This is a genomic window from Pseudomonas sp. GW823-FHT02C05, from assembly GCF_058797595.1.
On sequence record NZ_JBXAJU010000002.1, the window covers coordinates 847,167 to 869,485 of the forward strand.

Here is a 22,319-nt window from a genome sequence, read left to right on the forward strand (position 1 = left end):
AAACGCCCCGGTTGGGAGTAGCCTGACGCCAGACAATAGCAATGGAGCCATTGATGAAGCGCACTATTCTAACGGTGATTGCCCAAGCGGCGCTCGCCCTCACCGCAGCCCTGGCGCTTGGTGCCGGCCCGGCTTTGGCCGACGAGCCGCAAAGCGCCCCGGTGGTGACCCCGGCGCCGACCCTCGGCACCCCGGGTACCGCGACCCCTACGCCTTATCCGCAAGTCACCCCGCCCAGCACGCCGAAAGCCGGCAGCAGTGGCAGCGCGCCCCTGCTGCCGCCGATCGACATGCCCAAGCCGCCCAAGGACCAGACCCTGCCAGGGCTGGAGCAGAACGACAGCAAACCCAAGGTTCAGGGTTGATGGATGTAGCGGGCGAGGGTACCCCGGGGCTCAGATCTGCTGCGCGAGCAACTGGCCGTCGGCCATGCGCAGCCGCTTTGACAGCGACACGGCCAGGGCGCGGATGATCTTGGCGGCGATCTTTGGCGCATCGTTGAGCATCTTCTCCAGGGAGTCCTTGCCCAGGTTGAGCAACTGGCAATGGCTGGCGGCCACGCAGGTAGCCGAACGTCGCTCGCCATCGAGCACCGCCATTTCGCCAAAGGCCCGGCCGCTGCGCAGGGTAGCGATGGTCAGCGGCTGGCCGTCGTGGTTGCGCTTTTGCACCGCCACCTGGCCGCTGTGGATGATGCACATGAAGCTGCCGGCATCGCCCTCATGAAAGATCGCTTCGCCCTCGGCGATGCTGCTGATGCTGAAGTAGCCGGCCGCAGCGTTGAAGTCGGCGGGCAACAACTGGTCGAACAGGCCGCAGTCCATCAGCCAGTCGCGGATCTCGTTGTTCAGTAAGGTGGGTTCGGACATGGGATCACGGTCTTTTTCTTGTGTCTGTTGCACGGGCGCAGGCCCGGTCCGGCGGTTGCCGGCGGCGTTCTGGGTTAAGACAGGTACGCCGCCGGGAGTTCCTCAGGCCAGGCCCAGAATGTTCAGGATAAAGGCGTATTCGAGGGCTACGTCACGTAATCCCTGGTAACGCCCGCTCATGCCGCCATGGCCGGCCCCCAGTTCGGTCTTGAGCAGCAGCGGGTTGTCGTCGGTCCTGGTGGCCCGCAACCTGGCCACCCATTTGGCCGCCTCCCAGTACTGCACGCGGCTGTCGTTGTAGCCGGCGATCACCAGGGTTGCCGGGTAGGCCTGGGCGCGCACGTTCTCGTAGGGCGCGTAGGCCTTGATCCGTGCGTAGACCTCGGGCTCCTCGGGGTTGCCCCATTCGTCGTATTCGGTGACGGTCAGCGGCAGCTCCGGGTCGAGCATGGTGTTGAGCACATCGACGAAGGGCACTTCGGCGATGGCGACCTTGAACAGCTCGGGGCGCTGGTTGAGTACCGCGCCGATCAGCAGGCCGCCGGCGCTGCCGCCACTGATGGCCAACTGCTGGGCGCTGGTCAGGCCCTGGGCGATCAGGTGTTCGGCGCAGGCGATGAAGTCGCTGAAGGTGTTCTGCTTGTGTTCCTGCTTGCCGGCGCGGTACCAGGCCTCACCCAGCTCGCCGCCGCCGCGCACGTGGGCGATGGCAAAGGCCACGCCGCGATCGAGCAGGCTCAGGCGGGCGTGGGAGAACCAGGGGTCCAGGCTTTCGCCGTAGGCACCGTAGCCGTAGAGGTACAGCGGCGTCGGCTGGCCCAGGCAGTCGCGCTTGACCACCAGGCTGATGGGCACTTGGGTGCCGTCGGCGGCGGTGGCCCAGAGGCGCTGGCTGACGTAGGCCTCGGGGTCGAACGGGCCCAGTACCGGGGTTTCCTTCAGCACCTGCTGCTGGCCGTCGGCCAGTTGCAGCTGGCGCACCTGGGCCGGGCGGTTCAGGGCCTCGTAGCGTAGGCGGATGCGCTCGCTGGAAAACTCCAGGCTGTTCTGCACGTGCAGGCTGTAGGCCGCATCCGGCAGTTGCACGCGGTACACCGGCAGGTCCCGGGGGTGCACTTCGATGATCGGCAGGCCGCCTTCGCGCAGGCTCAGGGTCATGGCTGCGGCGTTGAGGGTCACGCCGTCGAGCATCACCTCGGGGTTGTGCGGCACCAGCAGTTGCCAGTCGTCCTGCTCGGGGATCGCGCCGTTGTCCGCGGCCTGGTAGAGGGCGAAGTTGATGCCGTCGCGGTTGCTGCGGATGAACCAGGTCCATTGGCCGTCCAGCAGGCCGTGGTCGACATCGTATTCATGGCCTTCGACCCGCGGCGCCAGGCAAGTGAACGGCAGCTGTGGCTGCGTGGCGTCCAGGGCCCAGGTCTCGCCGGTGGTCTTGCTGCCCAGGGACAGCAGCAGTTGGCGTTCGGAGCTGGAACGGTAGCAATGCAGGAAGAAGCGTCCGTCCGGCTCGTGGAACACTTCCTCGGCGGCGGTGCCATCCAGCCGGTAGCGCAACAGCTTGTGCGGGCGGTGGGTATCGTCCAGCTCGCCGAAGAACAGGGTCAGGCTGTCGTTGGCCCAGGTCATGCTGCCGTCGCAGTTGTCGAAGGACAGCTCGCTGACTTTGTCGCTGGCCAGCTCCTTGACGAACAGGGTGTAGATTTCCTCCCCAGTGGTGTCGAGGCTGTAGGCCAGGCGCTGGTGGTCGGGGCTGATACTGAAGGCCCCGAGGGAGAAGAAGCCGCCATTGGCCAGGGCGTTGGGGTCCAGCAGCAGTTGCTCGCGGCTTTCGTCCACCGTCAGGCTGTCGTCCGCCGGGCGCGGGCAGCGGTAGTGGCGGGCGTATTCGTCGCCGGCGGTGGTGCGGGTGTAGTACAGGTACGGGCCCCAGGGCGAGGGCAGGGACAGGTCGGTTTCGAGGATCCGCCCCTTGATCTCCTGGAACAGCGTTTCACGCAGGGGCCCCTGATGCGCCAACTGGGCGTCCAGGTAGCTGTTTTCAGCCTTCAGGTAATCGAGCACCGCGTCGGTGTCGCGTTCCTGCAGCCAGGCATACGGGTCAGCGCCTTCGGCCTTGTGGGCAATCGGGGCGCTGCTGTCGTTGGCGGTTAAGGGCATGGGTGGCTCTCGGGCGATGACAAATGAGGGCTGGGCAGACGGCGGTGCAGCCTGACACGGCAAAAGTCGTTATCATAAGCGCCTCTTTGCCTGCCTTGCCATGGACACCATGACCGAGAACGACTATCTGATCGCCTGGGGGCTCTATGCCTTCGCCGCCTTGGGCTGCCTGCTGGTGTGGATGCGCCTGACCCGCTGGATGTGGCGCTGGCTGCGCGAACCGCTGCGAGTGCTGGTGGCGGTGCTGCTGTTCAGCCCGACCATCATCGACCCGGTCAAGGAAAAATTTGCCCCGGCCGTGGCCATCACCGCCCTGGATATAGCCTTCAAGGTCGGCAACAACGCCTGGCGTGCGGTATCCGACCTGTTCATGTACGGCATGATCGCCTTTGGCGTCTACCTGCTGTTCGTGCTGATCCGCTGGCCCATTGAGCGCGCGGCCAGGGAGCGCCGGGAACGCAACGAAGCGGCGAAAGCTGCCGCCAAGGCTGCCGAAGTGGAGGATGACCAGCCCTTCGGTGGCGCCGGCAATGACCGTTACGGCCGCCAGCCTGCAGCCGGCACCCCCCTGAATACGCGGGTCGAACCGCGTTTGTAACGCTGCCCCCGGCATTGAAGCGAGAGTCCGAGCATGTGTGAGTTGTTGGGCATGAGCGCCAATGTACCGACCGATATCGTCTTCAGCTTTACCGGGCTGATGCAGCGTGGCGGCCGCACCGGCCCCCATCGCGACGGCTGGGGCATCGCTTTCTATGAAGGCCGCGGCCTGCGCCTGTTCCAGGACCCGGCGGCCAGCAGCGAGTCGGAAGTGGCCAACCTGGTTCAGCGTTACCCGATCAAGAGCGAAGTGGTGATCGGCCATATCCGCCAGGCCAACGTCGGCAAGGTCTGCCTGGCCAACACTCATCCTTTTGTCCGCGAGCTGTGGGGCCGCAACTGGTGCTTTGCGCACAATGGCCAGTTGGCGGATTTCCAGCCCCAGGCCAGCTTCTACCGCCCGGTAGGCGATACCGACAGCGAAGCGGCTTTCTGTGACCTGCTGAACCGGGTGCGGGCCGCCTTTCCCGAGCCGGTGGAAATCGAGGAACTGCTGCCGACCCTGATCCAGGCCTGCAGCGAATACCGCAGCAAGGGCGTGTTCAATGGCCTGCTCAGCGACGGTGACTGGCTGTTCTGCTATTGCTCGACCAAACTGGCGCAGATCACCCGGCGCGCCCCATTCGGCCCGGCGCGGCTGAAGGATGTGGATGTGATCGTCGACTTCCAGGCCGAAACCACGCCCAACGACGTGGTCACGGTGATCGCCACTGAACCCTTGACCGAAAACGAAACCTGGACCCGCTACCAGCCGGGCCAGTGGAGCCTGTGGCGGCGCGGTGAATGCGTCAGCCATGGCCAGACCGAATAAGGACATCCCTATGTTGCTCAGTTATCTGCGGCTGGTGCTGTTCGCCGCCGGCCTGTTGATCGGTGTGCAAGTGCCGGGTTTCATCAGTGATTACGCCAAGCGCGTCGAGGCGCATCTGATCGAGTCGCAGCACAGCCTGCAGGGCTTCCAGGGCACCGCGCAGCAATTCTTCAAGGGCGACATGAACGCCCTGGTGGCCCATTACCGGGCCAGCGACGATCCGGTGTTTCGCAGCGATGCCGAGAGCCTGAGCGGCTTGCTCAGCCGCCAGCTGGCCCTGGACAAGCAATACCAGGCGATGCAGGGGCCCTGGTACATCCGCCTGCTGCAAGTGGCCCTGGCCCCCGACCCGGAAATCCGCAAGGAAACCTGGGACGGCTACAGCTACCAGATCCTGCTGACCCCGGAAGCCATGATCTGGGGTATCAGTGGCGCCTTGCTGCTGTCCTTCGGCCTGGAATGCCTGTACCGGCTGATCGACTGGGTAGTGCTGGGCGGCAAGCGCCTGCGCCAGAGCCGCCCGATTGAAGAGCGCGACCTCAAAGGCCTCTGACCCCCTGTAGGAGCCGGCTTGCCGGCGACGGGGGCCGCGTGGCTTGCGCCTGACTGAAGATCGCCTTCGCTGGCAAGCCAGCTCCTACGGGAGCCGTATCGATTTTGTTTTCTGTGTAGGAGCCGGCTTGCCGGCGAAAGCGACGCGCCTGATACACCGCAGCGCGCGGTTCGCTGGCAAGCCAGCTCCTACGAGAGAGGGGATGGCGATGTTCACTGGGGTTCGATGAGCACCAGGTAATCCGCGCCGACCTTCTGCCCATAGCGCTGCACCACGCGCTGGCACAGCTCGACTATGTCCTCCACCAATTCCACTCCCACCCGCCACGACACCACCACTTGCAGGTTCGGCGGGCGCTGTTCGATGGCCAGCAGGGTCAGTTCGCCCCGGGCCAGTTCCTCGCGCACCAGCACCGGCGGCAGGGCGCCGATGCCGAAGCCGTCCCGCAGCAGGCGGGTGATGGCCGACACCGAGTTGACGCAGTTGAGCCGCGGCGCCAGCACGCCGTTGGCCTGCATCAGGCTCAGCACCTGCTGGTGGGGCAGGGAGTTCTTCGAGTAGGTGACGATCCGTTCCCGGGCCAGCTCGGCGACGTTGGCGTAGTCGCGGTTGTAGATCGAGTTGCTGGCGGCGATCCAGCCCATGGGATAGCTGGCCAGTTCCAGGCTGCGGATGCTTTCCTGGCGCAGCAGGTCGGTTTGCAGCACCAGGTCGAGAAAGCCTTTTTGCAGCTGGTCGCACAGGTTCAGCGACGTGTCGGCCACCAGCTCGATTTCCACCTGCGGGTAGTGGTCCATCATCTCTGCCACCAGGGGGCTGAGCCAGGTGTGGATTACCGTGTCCATGACCCCGATGCGAACCCGCCCGACCTTGCTCGACGGCGCTTGGATGGACTGTTTCAGCACCTGCAGGGTGTCGAGCATCTGCTCGGCGTGCTCCAGCACCTTGACGCCTTCCGGGGTCAGGCTGACGCCCCGGGAGTCGCGCAGGAACAGCTTCACGCCCAGTTCGCCCTCCAGCACCGCGATGCGGCTGGAGATCGCCGCCTGGGTGGTAAAGAGTTTTTCCGCGGTGTGGCTGAAGCTCTTCAGCCGCGCGACCCAGACGAAGGTTTCGAGGAACTTGAGGTTCATGGGATCAACTTTTCTTATGCATAAGGGCAGTTTTTATTAGTTGGACGCAGTTGGCGCTCGAGCCGAAGAATGCGCCAACCCACGATATGCGTCGTCGGGGCCCAGAACAACACCAATAAATTACCCTGGAGATCGCCATGAGTGCGCCCGAAACACTGGCCGCCAAGGCCCCGCGCCGCGCCGGCCCGTTTGACTGGTACCGGGACATCAACCAGCAGGAGCGCCGGACATTCTGGAGCTGCAAGCTCGGTTATGGCCTGGATGGCATGGACACGCAGATGCTCAGTTTCGTGATCCCGACCCTGATCGCACTGTGGGGCATCACCTCCGCCGAAGCCGGGCTGATCCATACCAGTACCTTGCTGGCCTCCGCCCTGGGGGGCTGGATCGCCGGGATCCTCTCCGACCGCATTGGCCGGGTGCGCACGTTGCAACTCACGGTCCTGTGGTTCGCATTCTTTACCTTTTTGTGTGGCCTGGCGCAGAACTACGAGCAGTTGCTGATCGCCCGGACCCTGATGGGCTTCGGCTTCGGTGGCGAGTGGACCGCCGGGGCGGTGCTGATCGGCGAGGTGATCCGTGCCAAGAACCGTGGCAAGGCGGTGGGCATGGTGCAGTCCGGCTGGGCCCTGGGCTGGGGCATAACGGCGTTGCTATATGCGCTGCTGTTCTCCCTGCTGCCGCCGGAAGACGCCTGGCGCGGGCTGTTCCTGCTGGGCATCCTGCCGGCGATCTTCGTGATTTTCGTCCGCCGCCTGGTCAAGGACCCTGAGGTCTATCGCCAAACCCGGGCCCGGGAAGAGCCCAGCAACCCGGCCCGGTTCTACGAGATCTTCGCCCCGGGGATCCTCAGCACCACCCTGCGCGCATCGCTGTTGGCGGCGGGGGCCCAGGGCGGCTACTACGCCATCACTTTCTGGCTGCCGACCTTCCTCAAGACCGAGCGCGGCCTGAGCGTGCTGAGCACCGGCGGCTACCTGGCCATGGTGATCTTCGGCTCCTACATGGGCTATGTAATCAGCGCCTACCTGACCGATATTCTCGGGCGCAAGAAGAACTTCGTACTGTTCGCCGCCGGCTCTTTCACCATCGTCCTGCTCTATACGCAAATGCCGGTGAGCAACGCGGTGATGCTCTGGCTGGGCTTTCCCCTGGGCTTTTTCGCCTCGGGCATCTTCAGCGGCATGGGAGCGTTCCTCACCGAACTGTTCCCCACCCGCATCCGCGGTTCCGGCCAGGGTTTCTGCTACAACAGCGGCCGGGCGCTGGCGGCGCTGTTCCCCCTGCTGATCGGCCTGCTCAGCCAGCATGTGCCGCTGGGCGCGGCCATCGGCACCTTTGCCGCGGTGTCCTACGGCGTGGTGGTGCTGGCAGCCTTGAGCCTGCCGGAAACCCGCGGCAAGGAACTTGAGGCACGCTAACTGATAATCTGCGGGGCATTGCCAGCGCTGCCCCGCAGCGGACCCCTTATAAAAACACAGGAACACTGACCATGAGCCGCCTGTTATTGAATTGCGACATCGGCGAAAGCTTTGGCAACTGGACCCTGGGCCTGGATGCCGAAGTCATGCCCTTTATCGACTGCGCCAACATCGCCTGCGGTTTCCACGCCGGCGACCCGGGCATCATGCGCAAGACCGTGGCCCTGGCCCTGGCCAATGGCGTGCGCATCGGTGCGCACCCGGCCTACCAGGACCTGGCAGGCTTTGGCCGCCGCTCCATGAGCTACTCGCCCGAGGAAATCCAGGACCTGCTGCACTATCAGATCGGTGCGCTGGACGGCATCTGCCGAGCCCAGGGCGGCCGGGTCGAGTACGTCAAACCCCATGGCGCGATGTACAACGACATGATGGCCAAGCCTGCGCAACTGCGGGCGGTGATCCAGGCCGTGGCAGCCTACGACCCGCAACTGCCGCTGATGCTCATGGCCACCCGCGACAACAGCGCGGCCCAGGCCCTGGGCGATGAGTACGGCGTGACCCTGTGGTTCGAAGCCTTTGCCGACCGCGCCTACGACAACGCCGGGCATCTGGTGTCGCGGCAGTTGCCGGGGGCGGTGCACCATGACGCGCAAACCATCCTCCAGCAGGCCCTGACCATCGCCCGCGGCGAGCCCCTGGCCGCCAGCGACGGCAGCGCCTTGCTGCTGCACGCCAACACACTGTGCGTGCATGGCGACAACGCCAGTTCGGTGGCGGCGGTGCAGCGCATTCGCGAGGCCCTGAACCAGCAGTCCGGCCTATGAAGCCACAGGTTGAAGTAGTTGCCATCGACTGCCTGATGGTGCGGCTGTTCGAGGTGATCGCCGAGGACAACATGCCCTGGATGCTGGCCGCCGCCGAAGGGCTGCGGCGGGCCTTCGGCGAGTCTCTGGTCGATCTGGTGCCGTCCTATACCACGCTGATGGTGCATTACGATTTGCTGGCCCTGAGCCCGTCCGAGGCCCGGCAGCGGATCGAGGTCGCCTTGACCGACCTGGCGCCCGGCACCACCCAGGCCGGGCGCGAGCACGTGCTGCCGGTGTGGTACGACCTCAGTGTCGGGCCGGAACTGGTGCTGTTGTCCCGGCGCAGCGGGCTGTCGGTGGCCGAGGTGATCGAGCGTCACAGCCAGCGTGAATATCAAGTGTTTGCCCTGGGCTTCGCTCCCGGGTTTGCCTTCATGGGGCTGGTGGAGGAGGCACTCGCGGCGCCGCGGCTGAACACCCCGCGCAAGCGGGTGGCGGCGGGCAGTGTGGGGATCGCCGAACGGCAGACCGCGGCTTACCCGGTGGTATCGCCGGGGGGCTGGAACCTGATCGGCCGCACCCCGAGCCGGTTGTTCGATCGCGAGCGCGACGGCTACAGCCTGATGCAACCGGGGGACCGGGTGCGCTTTGCCCCAGTGGAGCGGGCCGAGTTCCTGCGCCTGGGGGGCGATGACACGCCACTGGAGGTGCCGGCATGAGCCGATTGACGATCGAGGCCAGCACCCCGCTGTGCCTGCTGCAAGATGCCGGGCGCTTTGGCGTGCGCCACCTGGGCGTGACCCAGGGCGGGGCGCTGGACTGGGTGTCGATGTCCTGGGCCAACTGGCTGCTGGGCAATGCCCTGGATGCGCCGGTGGTGGAAATCACCCTGGGCGGTTTCACCCTGCAGGCCGAGGACTATTGCCTGCTGGCCCTGGCCGGGGCTGATCTTGGGGCCTATGTGGATGAGCGGCCTTTGACCCCGGGGCGCAGTTTCATCCTGCAAAAGGGCCAGCGGCTGCGATTCACCCAGCCATTTTCTGGGGCCCGGGCCTATCTGGCCGCCCCTGGCGGTTTCGACGCGCCCAAGGTGTTGGGCAGTTGCGCCAGTGTGTTGCGTGAAGCCCTGGGTGGCCCCGATGGTTATGGCCGCGCCCTGAGCGAGGGTGGGGTGTTGAGTTATTCGGGAGCTGGCGGTGCGCTCAAGAGCCTGTCGGCGGAGCAACTGCCGGATTGGCAATCCGCTGCACCGCTGGAGGTGATCCTGGGGGCGCAAATCGGCCAGTTCAGCGGTTTGAGCCTGTTCGATGCCTTCAATAGCAGTTGGAGCCTGGACAGCCGGGCCGACCGCATGGGCGCGCGCTTGCTCGGGCCGGTCTTGCAGTACCAGGGCCGGCCGATGATTTCCGAGGGCATTCCCCTGGGGGCGATCCAGGTGCCGCCGGACGGCCAGCCGATCATCCTGCTCAATGACCGCCAGACCATTGGCGGCTATCCACGGCTGGGGGCGTTGACCCCACTGTCCCTGGCGCGGTTGGCGCAGTGCCTGCCGGGCAGCGAAGTGCGCCTGGCGCCGGTGGTGCAGGAAACGGCGCATCGGCAGCAGGTGGCGTTCCTGCGCCGGTTCGGGTGAGGGGCTGAAAGCTTCGCCGGCAAGCCGGCTCCTACATCGCCCTGTAGGAGCCGGCTTGCTGGCGAACGGGTTTATTTGGACAGGAAGCGCATGCCTTCTTCCAGGCCACGCAGGGTCAGGGGGTACATCTGGTCTTCGATCAACTCGCGAACGATATTGGTCGAAGCGGTATAGCCCCAGGTGTCCTTGGGATAGGGGTTGATCCAGATGAGCTTCTTGTACTTCTCCATGAAGCGCTGCATCCACACGTAGCCGGCTTCTTCGTTCCAGTGCTCCACGCTGCCGCCGGCCTGGGTGATTTCATAGGGCGCCATGGCGGCATCCCCGACGAAGATCACTTTGTAGTCGGCGCCGTACTTGTGCAGCAGGTCCTGGGTCGAGGTGCGCTCGGAGCCGCGGCGCATGTTGTTCTTCCACACCGACTCATAGATGAAGTTGTGGAAGTAGTAGTACTCCAGGTGCTTGAACTCGGTCTTGCAGGCCGAGAACAGTTCCTCACAGATCTTCACGTGGGCATCCATGGAACCGCCGATGTCGAACAGCAACAGCAACTTGATGCTGTTGCGCCGTTCCGGGCGCATCTGGATGTTCAGCAGCCCGGCATCCCGGGCGGTGTGGTCGATGGTGCCGTCAATGTCCAGCTCCTCCGCCGCACCCTGGCGCGCGAACTTGCGCAGCCGGCGCAGGGCCACCTTGATGTTGCGGGTGCCCAGTTCCACCGAGTCGTCGAGGTTCTTGTACTCGCGCTGGTCCCAGACTTTCACCGCCTTGCCCTGGCGCTTGCCGGCATCGCCGACGCGGATGCCTTCCGGGTTGAAGCCACCGGAGCCGAACGGGCTGGTGCCGCCGGTGCCGATCCACTTGTTGCCGCCGGCATGGCGTTCCTTCTGTTCTTCCAGGCGTTTCTTGAACTCTTCGATGAGTTTGTCCAGGCCGCCCAGGGACTGGATCTGCGCCCGCTCTTCATCCGTCAGCGAGCGCTCGAACTCCTTGCGCAGCCAATCCTCGGGGATCAGCGCCTGCAGGTGGTCGTCGAGTTTTTCCAGGCCGTTGAAGTAGGCGCCGAAGGCCCGGTCGAACTTGTCGAAATGCCGTTCGTCCTTCACCAGGATCGCCCGGGCGAGGTAGTAGAACTCGTCCATGTCGGCGAAGGTCACGCGCTGCTTGAGCGCGTTGATCAGGTCCAGCAGCTCGCGCACCGACACCGGCACCTTGGCCGCGCGCATTTCATTGAACAGGTTGAGCAGCATGGCATCAGCCTCTTAACGACTACCGCGACGGCTCATGAACGCCAGGCGTTCGAGCAATTGCACATCCTGCTCGTTCTTCACCAGGGCGCCGGCCAGGGGCGGGATGGCCTTGGTCGGATCGCGCTCGCGCAGCACCGCTTCGCCGATGTTGTCGGCCATCAGCAGCTTGAGCCAGTCCACCAGTTCCGAGGTCGAGGGCTTCTTCTTCAGGCCCGGCACTTTGCGCACATCGAAGAACACGTCCAGGGCTTCGCTGACCAGGTCCTTCTTGATGTCCGGGTAGTGCACATCGACGATCTTCTGCAGGGTGGTGCGGTCGGGGAAGGCGATGTAGTGGAAGAAGCAGCGACGCAGGAAGGCGTCCGGCAGCTCTTTCTCGTTGTTGGAGGTAATGATGATGATCGGCCGCTGCTTGGCCTTGATGGTCTCGTCGATCTCGTAGACGTAGAACTCCATCTTGTCCAGTTCCTGCAGCAGGTCGTTGGGGAACTCGATGTCGGCCTTGTCGATCTCGTCGATCAGCAGGATCACCCGCTCCTCGGATTCGAAGGCTTCCCACAGCTTGCCCTTCTTCAGGTAGTTGCGAATGTCGTGCACCTTGTCCACGCCCAGTTGCGAATCGCGCAGGCGGCTGACCGCGTCGTACTCGTACAGGCCCTGGTGGGCCTTGGTGGTGGACTTGATGTGCCAGGTGATCAGCTTGGCGCCGAAGGATTCGGCCAGTTGCTCGGCAAGCATGGTCTTGCCGGTGCCGGGTTCGCCCTTGACCAGCAGCGGACGCTCCAGGGTGATGGCGGCATTGACTGCCAGCTTCAGGTCATCGGTGGCGACATATGCGCTGGTGCCTTCGAACTTCATCTGCAATTCCTCGAACGGTGACGGCGAGCTGCCCGGGGCAGGTCGATTGAATGGGGAGTGATGGCGCGACTATAACGCGCTGCCCGGTCGACTGTGAACGTGGACGCCCCATTCAGTCTCTGAATGGAGCGTCACGGGGTGACTCAGTCAGGCGACGGCTTGGGCTGCTCGTAGCGGGCATTGAAGGCCTGGATGAAACCGTTGCGCAAGATCTGCAAAAACGCCTGGAACGCGCTGATATCTTGCTGGTGCACGCTGCCACTGAGCTCGACCCGGGTGGCGAACTGGTTCTTGCGCTGGTTCTTCAGCAGGGTTTCGCTGGCGCCCACCAGGGCCTCCCACACCGAGCGGAAAATGCTCTTGTTGCGGTTCTCCACGTCCTGTTGCCAGTTGAAGACTTCCACGTCCCGCAACAGCGGCTTGATATAGCCGTGCAACTGGCCCTTCTCGGCCTGGGCTTCGATCACCACGTCACCGTGCCCGGCATTGAAGTCGAACTTGCCGTAGGCCGAGGCGAAGTCGTTGAAGCGCTTGAGCTCGATATCCCGGGCCCGCAGGCGGAACTCGAAGTTCTCGAAGTTGCTCAAGGGGTCGAAGGTGGCGGTGCTTTCCATGGGCGCCTGGCCCTGGAGCAGGGCCTTGCCGTCGAAGCGCGCATCGCGCTTGCCCTGGGTGTCCACCACGTTGGTCAGGTTGTAGAAGCTGGCGTTGACCTGGGTCGCGCCGATGTTCACCGGCGGCTTGGAGCTGAAGTTGCGAAAGTGGATCTTGCCGTCATCGATCCGCACTTCGTCGAGGGTGATGGGCAGCAGCTTGCCCAGTTGGGCTCGCCAGTCGGTGCCCTCACCGGTCTGCGATGCCTGCTTGTCGGCCCCGCCGTCGACGAAGTTCAGCTCCGGCTGGATGAACTGCACCTTGGCCACTACCGCGTGGTCGTACCACAGCGAATGCCAGCTCACCGAGAGGTCGATCAGCGGCGCCTTGACGAAGGGCACTGGCACCTTGCCGCTGACCTTGACGATCTCCAGGCCATTGATGCGGTAGGCGCCGCGCCACAGGGCCAGGTCAATGTCGCTGATGCGTCCGCGGTAGTCGCCCATGTCCGCCAGCTTGTCGTTCAAGTAGTCGCGCACCAGGTAGGGCAGGGCGATATGCAGGGCCACCAGCAGCACCACCAGGCTTGCCAGGACCCACAGGGGCCAACGGTAACGAGCTTTCATGATCAGCAGCCTCCAGCCGTATACAGGCATTGACTGCGTCCGTTGGCAGACGTTCGAGTCAATGTTCCCGGGGTGGCCTGGGGCGCAGGTTCGGGGAACGCAGGAGCCGGGCCATGAACTCGGCGTCGCTGATGTGTCTCTTGCATAGGCACGACTGGCCCGGCTGGCCCGGGTGTTGCGCGACTGGACGCTCAAGGGCGCCAGGCATACCCTTGGGGACTTCTTCACTGCTGCATAAGGACCCAGCCATGAGCCGAATTTTTGCTGATAACGCCCATTCCATCGGCAATACGCCCTTGGTGCAGATCAACCGCATCGCCCCGCGCGGGGTGACCATCCTGGCCAAGATCGAAGGACGCAACCCGGGCTATTCGGTGAAGTGCCGGATCGGCGCGAACATGATCTGGGACGCCGAAAGCAGCGGCAAGCTCAAGCCGGGCATGACCATCGTCGAGCCCACGTCGGGCAACACCGGGATCGGCCTGGCCTTCGTCGCCGCCGCCCGTGGCTACAAGCTGATGCTGACCATGCCGGCGTCCATGAGCATCGAGCGGCGCAAGGTGCTCAAGGCCCTGGGCGCCGAGCTGGTGCTCACCGAGCCGGCCAAGGGCATGAAGGGGGCGATCGAAAAGGCGGCGGAAATCGTTGCCAGCGACCCGGCCAGGTACTTCATGCCGCAGCAGTTCGATAACCCGGCCAACCCGGCGATCCACGAAAAGACCACCGGTCCGGAAATCTGGAACGATACCGACGGCGCGGTGGACGTGCTGGTGGCCGGGGTTGGCACAGGGGGCACCATCAGCGGTGTGTCGCGCTACATCAAGAAGACCCAGGGCAAGCCGATTCTCTCGGTGGCGGTGGAGCCGGCGACTTCTCCGGTGATCACCCAGAAACTCGCCGGTGAAGAGATCAAGCCCAGCCCCCACAAGATCCAGGGCATCGGCGCCGGTTTCGTGCCCAGGAACCTGGACCTGGCGATGGTCGACCGGGTGGAGCTGGTGACCGATGAAGAGTCCAAGGCCATGGCCCTGCGGCTGATGCAGGAAGAGGGCATCCTCTGCGGCATCTCCTGCGGCGCGGCGATGGCGGTGGCGGTACGCCTGGCGGAAACCCCGGAAATGCAGGGCAAGACCATCGTGGTGATCCTGCCGGACTCCGGTGAGCGCTACCTGTCGAGCATGCTTTTCAGCGACCTGTTCACCGAGCAGGAAAACCAGCAGTAAGCACGGATCAGGCATTCGCCCGCAGGAGCCGGCTTGCCGGCGAATGCTGACCCATATCAGGCCAGGGCCTGGCTGCTTATGCTACTTAACGCCTTTGTTGCATAACCGTTAACGCTGAATGTTGGGTTGTGCGGGTTTTTCCAGGGCCCAGGAGTGTTTATCATTGCCGGCTGCCAGGTCGGGTGAACGCTCCCCCTACAGGTGCCTATTTCCAAGGAGTCGTTGCATGAGCTTTTCCTTTACCGCCAAGGTCGCGGTGTTGTCGCTGTTCGTCGGCAGCATTCTCTACGTGCACCTGCGCGGCAAGGCGCGTCTGCCGGTACTGCGCCAGTTCGTCAACCATTCGGCGCTGTTCGCCCCCTATAACGCCCTGATGTACCTGTTCTCCGGGGTGCCTTCCAAGCCGTACCTGGACCGCAGCAAGTTTCCCGAGCTGGACATCCTGCGGGACAACTGGGAAGTGATCCGCGAAGAGGCCATGCACCTGTTCGACGAGGGTTACATCCGCGCCGCCGAGAAGAACAACGATGCCGGTTTCGGTTCCTTCTTCAAGAAGGGCTGGAAGCGCTTCTACCTCAAGTGGTACGACAAGCCGCTGCCCTCGGCCGAGGCCCTGTGCCCGAAGACCGTCGAGCTGGTGAGCGCGATTCCCAACGTCAAGGGCGCGATGTTCGCGCTGTTGCCCGGTGGCAGCCACCTCAACCCGCACCGCGACCCCTTCGCCGGTTCCCTGCGTTATCACCTGGGCCTGTCGACCCCCAACTCCGATGCCTGCCGGATCTTCGTCGATGGCCAGGAGTACGCCTGGCGCGACGGTGAAGACGTGATGTTCGACGAGACCTACGTGCATTGGGTGAAGAACGAAACCGAGATCACCCGGGTGATCCTGTTCTGCGACATCGAGCGTCCGCTGAGCAGCCGCCTGATGACCCGCATCAACCGTTGGGTCAGCGCCCAACTGGGCCGCGCCACCGCGCCGCAGAACCTGGATGACGAGCGTGTCGGCGGGATCAACCAGGCCTACGCCTGGAGCAAGCGCTTCAGCGACAGCTTCAGTGGCGTGGTCAAGCAGTGGAAGCGCCGCCATCCCAAGCTGTACCGCATCCTGCGCCCGGTGCTGGCAGTGGTGGTGCTGGTAGTCCTGTGGAAGTGGCTGTTCGGATAAATCTTGCAATGAATATCGGGCGCTGGTTATATTCGGCGTCCGATGAGTCCACAGCGGCTCAGGTTTTTCCTCTCTCGAGAACCATCAGTATATGGCCTTTTCCCTTCTCAACGCGGTAGTGGTTTCAGCGGTCAACGCTGGCGTCGTGCCGTGCGGGAATCAGCAGCCTGTGCAGATCGGTCATTACCCCCCACCTGTCAGTAGCACGCCGGTGTACGCAGTCGTATCACCGCCGGGCGTTGGCTTCTCGGGCTGATCAGCAACCGCTGCTGTTCCCTGCGCCCGCCTGAAAAAAACACTACTGAACTTCAGCCTCGGCTGAATTGGCTTCTTGCCTGATTACAGGTGGTTTTCATGTTGCTCATTTCAAAAAAGTCCGCGCTCGCGGCCGCTTCCACGACCCTGTTCGTCCTGCTCTGGAGCAGTGGCGCCATCTTCTCCAAATGGGGCCTGGCCCACGCCTCACCCTTTGCCTTCCTGCTGCTGCGCTTCGTCATTGCCCTGATCGGCCTGATGCTGCTGGCGCCCCTGCTCAAGCTCAGGTTGCCCCGTGGGCGCCGGGCCATGGGCTTTGCCGTGGCCACCGGCCTGGTGCTGCTGGGGGCCTACCAGATCTTCTACATCCTGGCCCTGGACCTGAAGGTGACCCCCGGGGTCATGGCCACCATCATGGGGGTGCAGCCGATCCTCACGGTGGTGCTGATGGAGCGCCAGCGCTCCTGGAGCCGGCTGTTTGGCCTGAGCCTGGGGCTTGCCGGGCTGGTGATGGTGGTCTACCAGAGCATCGGCCTGGCGGGGATGTCCATCACCGGCATGCTGTGCGGGCTGCTGGCCCTGGTCAGCATGACCGCCGGTTCGATCATGCAGAAACGCATCACCGACAATCCCCTGGGCACGTTGCCGGTGCAGTACCTGGCAGGGCTGCTGCTGTGCGCGCTGTTCGTGCCGTTCCAGCCGTTTCACTTCGAGCACAGTGCAGGTTTCGTGATTCCACTGCTGTGGATGGGGCTGGTGGTGTCGGTGCTGGCCACGCTGTTGCTGTATCGGCTGATTGCCCAGGGCAACCTGGTAAATGTCACCAGCCTGTTTTACCTGGTGCCTGCGGTGACCGCGCTGATGGACTACCTGTTCTTCGGCAATCGCCTGGGGCTGCTGAGCCTGTTGGGCATGGGCCTGATCATCGTCGGGCTGGTGTTCGTGTTCCGCAAGCAGCCTTGACCGCCCTGGGCGGCGTGAGCTCTGCGCGCCGTCGCTGACGACACCGGCCGGGTGCAATGCCCGGTCGGTTGTTTTCCCTATTTATGGCATGAAGGGTCGACTTTTATGTCGAATGGCGGCCATATGGCATCATTGTCGAAAAGGTACTCGCCAACTGCATTGGGACAGGGCTTCAGCGCCGCGTGAGGCAGCTCGAAGAGTCGCCTGAGCAACGCTTGCAGGTGATTTTGATAACCAGTTGATTGGACTTCTTTTCTAATGCTTCCAAACAGTCCATCAGACTTTTCTCAAAAGCTAAAGCCCGTACCTAGACTGACGATACAGTCCTTACACACAAGGAGAGTCAGGATGAACGTAGCGCTTGCTTCCACTGCTTTGAGTCTGTTCCTTGGGCTATCGGGCAGTTGCCTTGCCGCCACTCCCTCAGGGCAAGGCATCATCCGTTTTTACGGCAAGATCGTAGAGTCCAACTGCACCTCCAATGCTGCCAGCGATGGGCTGAACTTGCGGCAGTGCCCTCAGGGCTCGCGTGGGGGATCCATTGACGTTCGGCGGGTCGGCCCGCTGGCCAGCGCCAGCGGCCCGGGAAACTCCGTAGTCAAGGTCAAGCTCCTGGCCGACAGCGGGCGCGAGGGGCGCTATTACGACCAGCACTATGCCGTTATCGACCAGGCAGGCAAGGCCGTGACCTCGGGCGCCTACCTGATCACCCTGAACGTTCCCTGAGCACCTTGGCGGGATTCAGTCTCGGCTCAGCCCGTGTTCCTTGCGAACCGAGTTCATGAAGGCCTGCATCGCCGATGACTGGATGCGGTGCCGCCGGGTGATCAATCCGAAGGGCGGCAAGCGCGCCTCGAACTGGATCGGCAGCACCGCCAACAGGTGACGCCCGGGATAGTCTTCGACTACCGAAACCGGTGTAACACCAATCATGTCGGTCTGCTGCACCAGAGACAGCAAGGTCATGATCGAGGTGGTCTCGACGATGCTGCTGGGGATATCGACCCGGGCGTTGTGAAACACCTGGTTGATGATCGAGCGCATGGGGCTGGGATGCTGTTGCAAGACCCAGGTCTCGTTCTGCAATTGTGCCCAGCTCAGGTGCGTGGCTTGCGCCAGTGGATTCTGCACCCCGGCGATCACGCACAGGGCCTCTTCACCCAGGCTGTCGAAGAGCAGTTCCTCGGCCCGTGCGCCGCCGGGAATCCTGCCCAGGACGATGTCCAGTTGATCCTGGAGCAAGGCCTGTACCAGCACGTCGCTGGTGTCGACCTGGATGCTCATGGACAACCGTGGATGGCTTTGCTTGAGAGTGGCGATGGTCCGCGTCAGCAGTCCCGAGGCCAGGGCCGGAATGGCTCCGACGGCGACCCGCCCGAGGTTGCCGGATTCCAGTGCCACCAGTTCCTCACGCATGCCGCTGAGCTCGGCGAAGACCATCTGTGCGTAGTAGATCACTGTCTCGCCGAAGGGCGTGGGACGCATGCCCCGAGGCAGGCGTTCGAACAGCTCCACACCCAGCAGGTCCTCCGCTTCGTGGAGCATCTTGGTGGCTGCTGGTTGGGTCATGCCAATGTTGTCCGCTGCGCGGCGTAGCGAGCCGAACTCCTGCAAGGCCAGCATCAGCCGCAGTTGTCGCAGGCGCAGACGGCTGTGGATCACATTGGCATCAGGAATCTTGGTCATGGGCCGGGCTCGCAGTAAAAGGCAGCGGCAAGCCTGACAATAAATGCCAGGCCTTGCCAGGGGCTACGTCAAGGGTAGGGGCTCATTGGGCCAGGGGATGTTCGTTCAGCTTTCTGCACGGCGCTGAAGCAGCCGCTGCAGGTCGGCAGACAGCAGCGGCCAGAACAGCATCAGCACCACGTCGAAGAAGGCGTTGTGCACCGAGTAGGCACCAATGGCGCAGACCATGATGATCGGTGCAATGATCGAGAACGGAATTCGCAGGATCGAGGCGAACAGCGGCACGGTGACCAGCACCACGATCAGGCTGACCACGTTGCCCAGGTACATACTGGCGATGAGCCCCCAGACGAAATCGTGCTGCTCGACGAACAGTGTCGGCCCCGGGTGCAGCCCCCAGATCATCAGGCTGCCAAGCATTACCGCAGCGGTGGCAGAGCCGGGAATGCCCAGGGTCAGCATCGGCAGCAGGGCGCTGGTGCCGGCAGCCTGGTCGGCGGTTTCCGGGGCGATCACGCCTTCGATTTCGCCCTTGCCGAAGTTCTCTCGGTGCTTGGAGAAGGGCCGCGCCAGGCTGTAGCTCATGAACGAGGCCGCAGTCGGGCCAGCGGGCGTGATGCCCATCCAGCAGCCCACCAGAGTGCTGCGCAGCAGGGTCAGCCAATAGCGCGCCAAGCGCGCCCAGGTACACAGGATGATCATCGGCCCGGCGGTGAAGGCCGCCCAGGCTCTGGGCATCGCCACCGACGGGCCTTACCCGGGCGACACCATCTTCCTCAAGGTTCAGGGCGACGCCAGGCCTTCGAGATCGCTTGCCGCATGGGCGCCCACCGCCACTGATCGGAGCATTTCCTGGTTCCCGCATTCCCATGCCTTGGCATGGGAATGCTTTCTGGCATCCGCCGTTTGCTAGAGCGCCTTGGCCGGCATGGCTGCAGGCGTCGGCTTGCCCGCGAAAGGAACGAGATATCTCCGATAACCCTAAAAGGCAATAAAAGCCCTCCGGCGATCACCTGTGGTTATCGTTGGATGCCCATAAGTGATTAGCCGCTGCTGTCGGCGCTGGCTAAAGTCGCCTCATCGATTGAGCGGCTGCCAGCCACTCGCTCAGCGATCGAACAACTACAAAAAGCCCGCCTTGTCCCTTGCGCAAGGCCTGACCGGCACTCAAGGAACCTCCACATGACCCGTCCAGATTCTGCGCTGGCGCTCGCCAGCGCCATCTCCAAAAGCCGGCTGCGTCTGCTGCCCTTCCTGATCCTGATGTACATCCTGGCCTTTATCGACCGTTCCAACGTCGGCTTCGCCAAGGCGGCGCTGCAAGCCGACACCGGCCTCGGCGATGCAGCCTTCGCTTTTGGCGCGAGCATTTTCTTCATTGGCTACGCCTTCTTCGAAGTGCCCAGCAACTACATGCTGCATCGCCTCGGTGCGCGGGTCTGGTTGTGCCGGATCATGGTCACCTGGGGTCTGGTGTCGGCGGCGATGATGTTCGCTCACAACGCCCAGACGTTTTATGTGCTGCGTTTTCTTCTGGGCGTGGCCGAGGCCGGCTTCTTCCCGGGGATCATTCTCTACCTCACCTACTGGTTTCCGGCCCAGAGCCGGGGCCAGGCCCTGGGGCTGTTCTACTTCGGCCTACCCCTGGCGCTGGTCCTCGGCAGCCCGCTGTCGGGCTGGTTGCTGGAATTCCATGGGGTGTTCGGCCTGACCAACTGGCAATGGCTGTTCGTGGTCGAGGGCCTGATGGCGTCGGTGGTCGGCATCGCCGCCTACTTCTACCTGGTGGATCGTCCCGGCGATGCGCGCTGGTTGAGCGTCGAGCAGAAGCAGGCGCTGCATGACGCCCTGGCCGCAGAGGACGCAAGGAAAAAGGACAGCAGCCCCCACGGCTTCCTCAGTGCCCTGCGCAATCCCCGGGTCCTGCAATTCTGCCTGGCCTACTTCACCATCCAGATGAGCGTCTACGGCGTGGTGTTCTACCTGCCGACACGCATCGCCGGGCTGCTGGACGGCCACGTGGGCCTCAGCGTCGGGCTGATCACCGCGATTCCGTGGATCTGTGCCCTGCTGGTGACCCGCCTGGTGACCCGCTATGCCGACCGCAGTGGTCAGCATCAGCGCCTGGCGGTGGTGATGCTGACCATGGCCGCTCTGGGCATCGCTGCTTCCGCACTGGGTAGCAGCATGGTCCCGGTGGTCCTGGCCTTCTGTTTCGCCGCCGCCGGCTTCGTCGCCGTGCAGCCGCTGTTCTGGACCATCCCCACCGGCTACCTCAGCGGTGCCGCGGCGGCCGGCGGCATCGCCCTGATCAACTCCATCGGCAACCTCGGCGGCTTTGTCGCGCCGAACCTCAAGACCCTGATGGAAACCCAGTTTGCCGATCCACGTGCGGGGATGTTCGCCCTGGCCCTGGTAGGCATCCTCGGCGCCATCCTGTTGTCACGCCTGAATACTCGGCACACCCCGACAGCTCCCAAACAGCTCACACCGTCCCAGGTCGGCTGATCACTACCCACGCCTTGCAAGGAAACCCCCTGATGAAAATCACCGCGATCCGTACCCGTGTATTCGAATGGAAAGGCAAAGTCGTGCCACCTCAGGCGCACTTCTGCACCAATGCCACGGACATCCTCTTCGAGCGTGGCGATGCCATGGGCTCGTTCCGTTTCCACGGCTGGCTGGTGGTGGAAGTGGAAACCGACAACGGCCTGGTGGGCATCGGCAATTGCGCCCTGGCGCCGCGGGTGGCCAAGGAAGTCATCGACACCTATCTGGCTCCGATCGCCATCGGTGAGGACCCTTTCGACAACGAATACATCTGGCAGAAAATGTACCGTCAGAGTCACGCGTGGGGGCGCAAGGGCATCGGCATGGCGGCCATCTCGGCGATCGACATCGCCCTCTGGGACATCATGGGCAAAGCGGTGAACAAGCCGGTGTTCAAGCTCCTCGGCGGGCGCACCAAGGACAAGATCTGGACCTACGCCTCCAAGCTCTACGCCAATGACAATCTCGACCTGTTCCTCGAAGAGGCCCAGGGCTACCTCAACCAGGGTTTCACTGCGCTGAAGATGCGCTTCGGCTACGGTCCCAAGGACGGCCCGGCCGGCATGCGCCGCAACATCGAGCAGGTACGCGCTCTGCGCGAACTGGCCGGCCCGGATGTGGACATCATGCTCGAGTGCTATATGGGCTGGACCCTGGAATACGCCCGGCGCATGTTGCCCAAGCTGGCGGAGTTCGAGCCGCGCTGGTTGGAGGAGCCGGTGATCGCCGACGACCTTGAAGGCTACGTCGAACTGAAGAAGATGGGCATCATGCCGATCTCCGGCGGTGAGCACGAGTTCACCTCCTATGGCTTCAAGGACTTGCTGGAACGCCGCGCCGTCGACGTGATCCAGTACGACACCAACCGCGTCGGCGGCATCACCGCCGCGCGCAAGATCAACGCCATGGCCGAAGCCTGGTCGGTGCCTGTGATTCCCCATGCCGGGCAGATGCACAACTACCACTTGACCCTGTCCACCACGGCCTCGCCGATGGCCGAGTTCTTCCCGGTGTTCGACGTCGAGGTCGGCAACGAACTCTTCTACTACGTGTTCAAGGGCGAGCCGCAGCCAGTCAAGGGCTACATCCAGCTCGATGACCACAAGCCGGGCCTGGGCCTGGAAATCTGCGAAGACTACCTGAGCGAATTCAACATCATCGAATAAGCC

Annotated in this window: 21 protein-coding genes and 2 pseudogenes; 15 read left to right on the forward strand and 8 right to left on the reverse strand. The window is 63.6% G+C overall.

All coding sequences use genetic code 11. From position 1 onward, the window contains the following. Positions 1 to 53: 53 nt before the first annotated feature. Positions 54 to 365, forward strand: coding sequence for a hypothetical protein (locus AC1RGE_RS14920; RefSeq protein ID WP_011059843.1), 312 nt, complete (start codon positions 54 to 56; stop codon positions 363 to 365). Between the two features lie 30 nt (positions 366 to 395). Here the strand turns inward: AC1RGE_RS14920 and AC1RGE_RS14925 are convergent, their stop codons facing one another. Both AC1RGE_RS14925 and AC1RGE_RS14930 read right to left on the reverse strand, forming a co-directional pair. Next, positions 396 to 869 (reverse strand): cyclic nucleotide-binding domain-containing protein, encoded by a 474-nt coding sequence (locus tag AC1RGE_RS14925; RefSeq protein WP_011059844.1) that lies wholly within the window; start codon positions 867 to 869, stop codon positions 396 to 398. A 102-nt stretch (positions 870 to 971) separates the two neighbouring features. Beyond that, the gene (locus AC1RGE_RS14930) at positions 972 to 3,026 is read right to left on the reverse strand and encodes a S9 family peptidase (protein WP_093404124.1); all 2,055 of its coding nucleotides are present in this window, start codon (positions 3,024 to 3,026) and stop codon (positions 972 to 974) included. A 100-nt stretch (positions 3,027 to 3,126) separates the two neighbouring features. On the opposite strand from AC1RGE_RS14930, the gene AC1RGE_RS14935 reads away from it, so the two are divergent. The 3 genes from AC1RGE_RS14935 to AC1RGE_RS14945 are packed head-to-tail and all read left to right on the forward strand — an operon-like array spanning position 3,127 to position 4,987. Then, complete coding sequence (locus AC1RGE_RS14935) at positions 3,127 to 3,624, forward strand: hypothetical protein (RefSeq protein ID WP_011059846.1); 498 nt, start codon at positions 3,127 to 3,129, stop codon at positions 3,622 to 3,624. Positions 3,625 to 3,657: 33 nt separating this feature from the next. After that, positions 3,658 to 4,434, forward strand: coding sequence for a class II glutamine amidotransferase (locus AC1RGE_RS14940; RefSeq protein ID WP_011059847.1), 777 nt, complete (start codon positions 3,658 to 3,660; stop codon positions 4,432 to 4,434). Between the two features lie 10 nt (positions 4,435 to 4,444). Beyond that, a complete protein-coding gene (locus AC1RGE_RS14945; RefSeq protein WP_011059848.1) occupies positions 4,445 to 4,987 on the forward strand; it encodes a DUF2937 family protein in 543 nt (180 codons plus the stop codon). Positions 4,988 to 5,199: 212 nt separating this feature from the next. Here the strand turns inward: AC1RGE_RS14945 and AC1RGE_RS14950 are convergent, their stop codons facing one another. After that, positions 5,200 to 6,120: a LysR family transcriptional regulator gene (locus tag AC1RGE_RS14950; protein ID WP_492584560.1), complete on the reverse strand. Its 921-nt coding sequence runs from the start codon at positions 6,118 to 6,120 to the stop codon at positions 5,200 to 5,202. A gap of 137 nt (positions 6,121 to 6,257) precedes the next feature. Here AC1RGE_RS14950 and AC1RGE_RS14955 point away from each other — a divergent pair, with 137 nt between their 5' ends. The 4 genes from AC1RGE_RS14955 (at position 6,258) to AC1RGE_RS14970 (ending at position 9,980) form a co-directional block, all read left to right on the forward strand. Next, positions 6,258 to 7,541 carry an MFS transporter gene (locus tag AC1RGE_RS14955; protein WP_011059850.1) on the forward strand — a complete coding sequence of 428 codons (1,284 nt, stop codon included), beginning with the start codon at positions 6,258 to 6,260 and terminating at the stop codon, positions 7,539 to 7,541. A gap of 71 nt (positions 7,542 to 7,612) precedes the next feature. Beyond that, the gene (locus AC1RGE_RS14960) at positions 7,613 to 8,365 is read left to right on the forward strand and encodes a 5-oxoprolinase subunit PxpA (protein ID WP_015634555.1); all 753 of its coding nucleotides are present in this window, start codon (positions 7,613 to 7,615) and stop codon (positions 8,363 to 8,365) included. Further along, positions 8,362 to 9,066, forward strand: a complete 705-nt coding sequence (pxpB, locus tag AC1RGE_RS14965) for a 5-oxoprolinase subunit PxpB (protein ID WP_011059852.1) — start codon at positions 8,362 to 8,364, stop codon at positions 9,064 to 9,066. Before AC1RGE_RS14960 ends, pxpB begins: the two co-directional genes overlap by 4 nt. Then, positions 9,063 to 9,980, forward strand: coding sequence for a 5-oxoprolinase subunit C family protein (locus tag AC1RGE_RS14970; protein WP_019093317.1), 918 nt, complete (start codon positions 9,063 to 9,065; stop codon positions 9,978 to 9,980). Before pxpB ends, AC1RGE_RS14970 begins: the two co-directional genes overlap by 4 nt. A 71-nt stretch (positions 9,981 to 10,051) precedes the next feature. Here the strand turns inward: AC1RGE_RS14970 and AC1RGE_RS14975 are convergent, their stop codons facing one another. The 3 genes from AC1RGE_RS14975 to AC1RGE_RS14985 form a co-directional block, all read right to left on the reverse strand. Further along, a complete protein-coding gene (locus AC1RGE_RS14975) occupies positions 10,052 to 11,230 on the reverse strand; it encodes a vWA domain-containing protein (RefSeq protein WP_011059854.1) in 1,179 nt (392 codons plus the stop codon). A 12-nt stretch (positions 11,231 to 11,242) separates the two neighbouring features. Further along, positions 11,243 to 12,088, reverse strand: a complete 846-nt coding sequence (locus AC1RGE_RS14980; protein ID WP_011059855.1) for an AAA family ATPase — start codon at positions 12,086 to 12,088, stop codon at positions 11,243 to 11,245. 143 nt (positions 12,089 to 12,231) lie between these two features. After that, positions 12,232 to 13,308, reverse strand: coding sequence for a DUF748 domain-containing protein (locus AC1RGE_RS14985; RefSeq protein WP_015634558.1), 1,077 nt, complete (start codon positions 13,306 to 13,308; stop codon positions 12,232 to 12,234). 248 nt (positions 13,309 to 13,556) lie between these two features. Here AC1RGE_RS14985 and cysK point away from each other — a divergent pair, with 248 nt between their 5' ends. The 4 genes from cysK to AC1RGE_RS15005 all read left to right on the forward strand — a co-directional run bounded on the left by cysK (position 13,557) and on the right by AC1RGE_RS15005 (position 17,640). Further along, positions 13,557 to 14,531 (forward strand): cysteine synthase A, encoded by a 975-nt coding sequence (gene cysK / locus AC1RGE_RS14990; protein ID WP_011059857.1) that lies wholly within the window; start codon positions 13,557 to 13,559, stop codon positions 14,529 to 14,531. 226 nt (positions 14,532 to 14,757) lie between these two features. Then, positions 14,758 to 15,696 carry an aspartyl/asparaginyl beta-hydroxylase domain-containing protein gene (locus AC1RGE_RS14995; RefSeq protein WP_011059858.1) on the forward strand — a complete coding sequence of 313 codons (939 nt, stop codon included), beginning with the start codon at positions 14,758 to 14,760 and terminating at the stop codon, positions 15,694 to 15,696. Positions 15,697 to 16,050: 354 nt separating this feature from the next. After that, a complete protein-coding gene (locus AC1RGE_RS15000; protein WP_492584562.1) occupies positions 16,051 to 16,914 on the forward strand; it encodes a DMT family transporter in 864 nt (287 codons plus the stop codon). Between the two features lie 348 nt (positions 16,915 to 17,262). Then, positions 17,263 to 17,640: a hypothetical protein gene (locus AC1RGE_RS15005; protein WP_015634561.1), complete on the forward strand. Its 378-nt coding sequence runs from the start codon at positions 17,263 to 17,265 to the stop codon at positions 17,638 to 17,640. 15 nt (positions 17,641 to 17,655) lie between these two features. Here the strand turns inward: AC1RGE_RS15005 and AC1RGE_RS15010 are convergent, their stop codons facing one another. Further along, a complete protein-coding gene (locus AC1RGE_RS15010) occupies positions 17,656 to 18,600 on the reverse strand; it encodes a LysR family transcriptional regulator (RefSeq protein ID WP_019093322.1) in 945 nt (314 codons plus the stop codon). Positions 18,601 to 18,729: 129 nt separating this feature from the next. Beyond that, positions 18,730 to 19,305: pseudogene (locus AC1RGE_RS15015) on the reverse strand (tripartite tricarboxylate transporter permease); the annotation flags it as partial. Between AC1RGE_RS15015 and AC1RGE_RS15020 the strand changes: the two are divergent. From AC1RGE_RS15020 to AC1RGE_RS15030, 3 genes and pseudogenes are all read left to right on the forward strand, one after another. Next, a pseudogene (locus tag AC1RGE_RS15020) lies at positions 19,298 to 19,399 on the forward strand (4-hydroxythreonine-4-phosphate dehydrogenase PdxA); the annotation flags it as partial. The pseudogenes AC1RGE_RS15015 and AC1RGE_RS15020 overlap by 8 nt on opposite strands. Before the next feature lie 383 nt (positions 19,400 to 19,782). Then, positions 19,783 to 21,108: an MFS transporter gene (locus AC1RGE_RS15025; protein WP_019093324.1), complete on the forward strand. Its 1,326-nt coding sequence runs from the start codon at positions 19,783 to 19,785 to the stop codon at positions 21,106 to 21,108. 32 nt (positions 21,109 to 21,140) lie between these two features. Further along, a complete protein-coding gene (locus AC1RGE_RS15030) occupies positions 21,141 to 22,316 on the forward strand; it encodes an L-rhamnonate dehydratase (protein WP_011059864.1) in 1,176 nt (391 codons plus the stop codon). The last annotated feature ends 3 nt before the right edge of the window (positions 22,317 to 22,319 follow it).

Bases quoted from the DNA above. Each gene is read 5' to 3' on its own strand.
- AC1RGE_RS14980 (WP_011059855.1), bottom strand. From the start codon at position 12,088: ATGAAGTTCGAAGGCACCAGCGCATATGTCGCCACCGATGACCTGAAG.
- AC1RGE_RS15005 (WP_015634561.1), top strand. From the start codon at position 17,263: ATGAACGTAGCGCTTGCTTCCACTGCTTTGAGTCTGTTCCTTGGGCTA.
- cysK (WP_011059857.1), top strand. From the start codon at position 13,557: ATGAGCCGAATTTTTGCTGATAACGCCCATTCCATCGGCAATACGCCC.
- AC1RGE_RS14955 (WP_011059850.1), top strand. From the start codon at position 6,258: ATGAGTGCGCCCGAAACACTGGCCGCCAAGGCCCCGCGCCGCGCCGGC.
- AC1RGE_RS14995 (WP_011059858.1), top strand. From the start codon at position 14,758: ATGAGCTTTTCCTTTACCGCCAAGGTCGCGGTGTTGTCGCTGTTCGTC.
- AC1RGE_RS14940 (WP_011059847.1), top strand. From the start codon at position 3,658: ATGTGTGAGTTGTTGGGCATGAGCGCCAATGTACCGACCGATATCGTC.
- AC1RGE_RS15030 (WP_011059864.1), top strand. From the start codon at position 21,141: ATGAAAATCACCGCGATCCGTACCCGTGTATTCGAATGGAAAGGCAAA.
- AC1RGE_RS14930 (WP_093404124.1), bottom strand. From the start codon at position 3,026: ATGCCCTTAACCGCCAACGACAGCAGCGCCCCGATTGCCCACAAGGCC.
- AC1RGE_RS14960 (WP_015634555.1), top strand. From the start codon at position 7,613: ATGAGCCGCCTGTTATTGAATTGCGACATCGGCGAAAGCTTTGGCAAC.
- AC1RGE_RS15025 (WP_019093324.1), top strand. From the start codon at position 19,783: ATGACCCGTCCAGATTCTGCGCTGGCGCTCGCCAGCGCCATCTCCAAA.
- AC1RGE_RS14985 (WP_015634558.1), bottom strand. From the start codon at position 13,308: ATGAAAGCTCGTTACCGTTGGCCCCTGTGGGTCCTGGCAAGCCTGGTG.
- AC1RGE_RS15000 (WP_492584562.1), top strand. From the start codon at position 16,051: ATGTTGCTCATTTCAAAAAAGTCCGCGCTCGCGGCCGCTTCCACGACC.
- AC1RGE_RS14945 (WP_011059848.1), top strand. From the start codon at position 4,445: ATGTTGCTCAGTTATCTGCGGCTGGTGCTGTTCGCCGCCGGCCTGTTG.
- pxpB (WP_011059852.1), top strand. From the start codon at position 8,362: ATGAAGCCACAGGTTGAAGTAGTTGCCATCGACTGCCTGATGGTGCGG.
- AC1RGE_RS15010 (WP_019093322.1), bottom strand. From the start codon at position 18,600: ATGACCAAGATTCCTGATGCCAATGTGATCCACAGCCGTCTGCGCCTG.
- AC1RGE_RS14920 (WP_011059843.1), top strand. From the start codon at position 54: ATGAAGCGCACTATTCTAACGGTGATTGCCCAAGCGGCGCTCGCCCTC.
- AC1RGE_RS14925 (WP_011059844.1), bottom strand. From the start codon at position 869: ATGTCCGAACCCACCTTACTGAACAACGAGATCCGCGACTGGCTGATG.
- AC1RGE_RS14970 (WP_019093317.1), top strand. From the start codon at position 9,063: ATGAGCCGATTGACGATCGAGGCCAGCACCCCGCTGTGCCTGCTGCAA.
- AC1RGE_RS14975 (WP_011059854.1), bottom strand. From the start codon at position 11,230: ATGCTGCTCAACCTGTTCAATGAAATGCGCGCGGCCAAGGTGCCGGTG.
- AC1RGE_RS14935 (WP_011059846.1), top strand. From the start codon at position 3,127: ATGGACACCATGACCGAGAACGACTATCTGATCGCCTGGGGGCTCTAT.
- AC1RGE_RS14950 (WP_492584560.1), bottom strand. From the start codon at position 6,120: ATGAACCTCAAGTTCCTCGAAACCTTCGTCTGGGTCGCGCGGCTGAAG.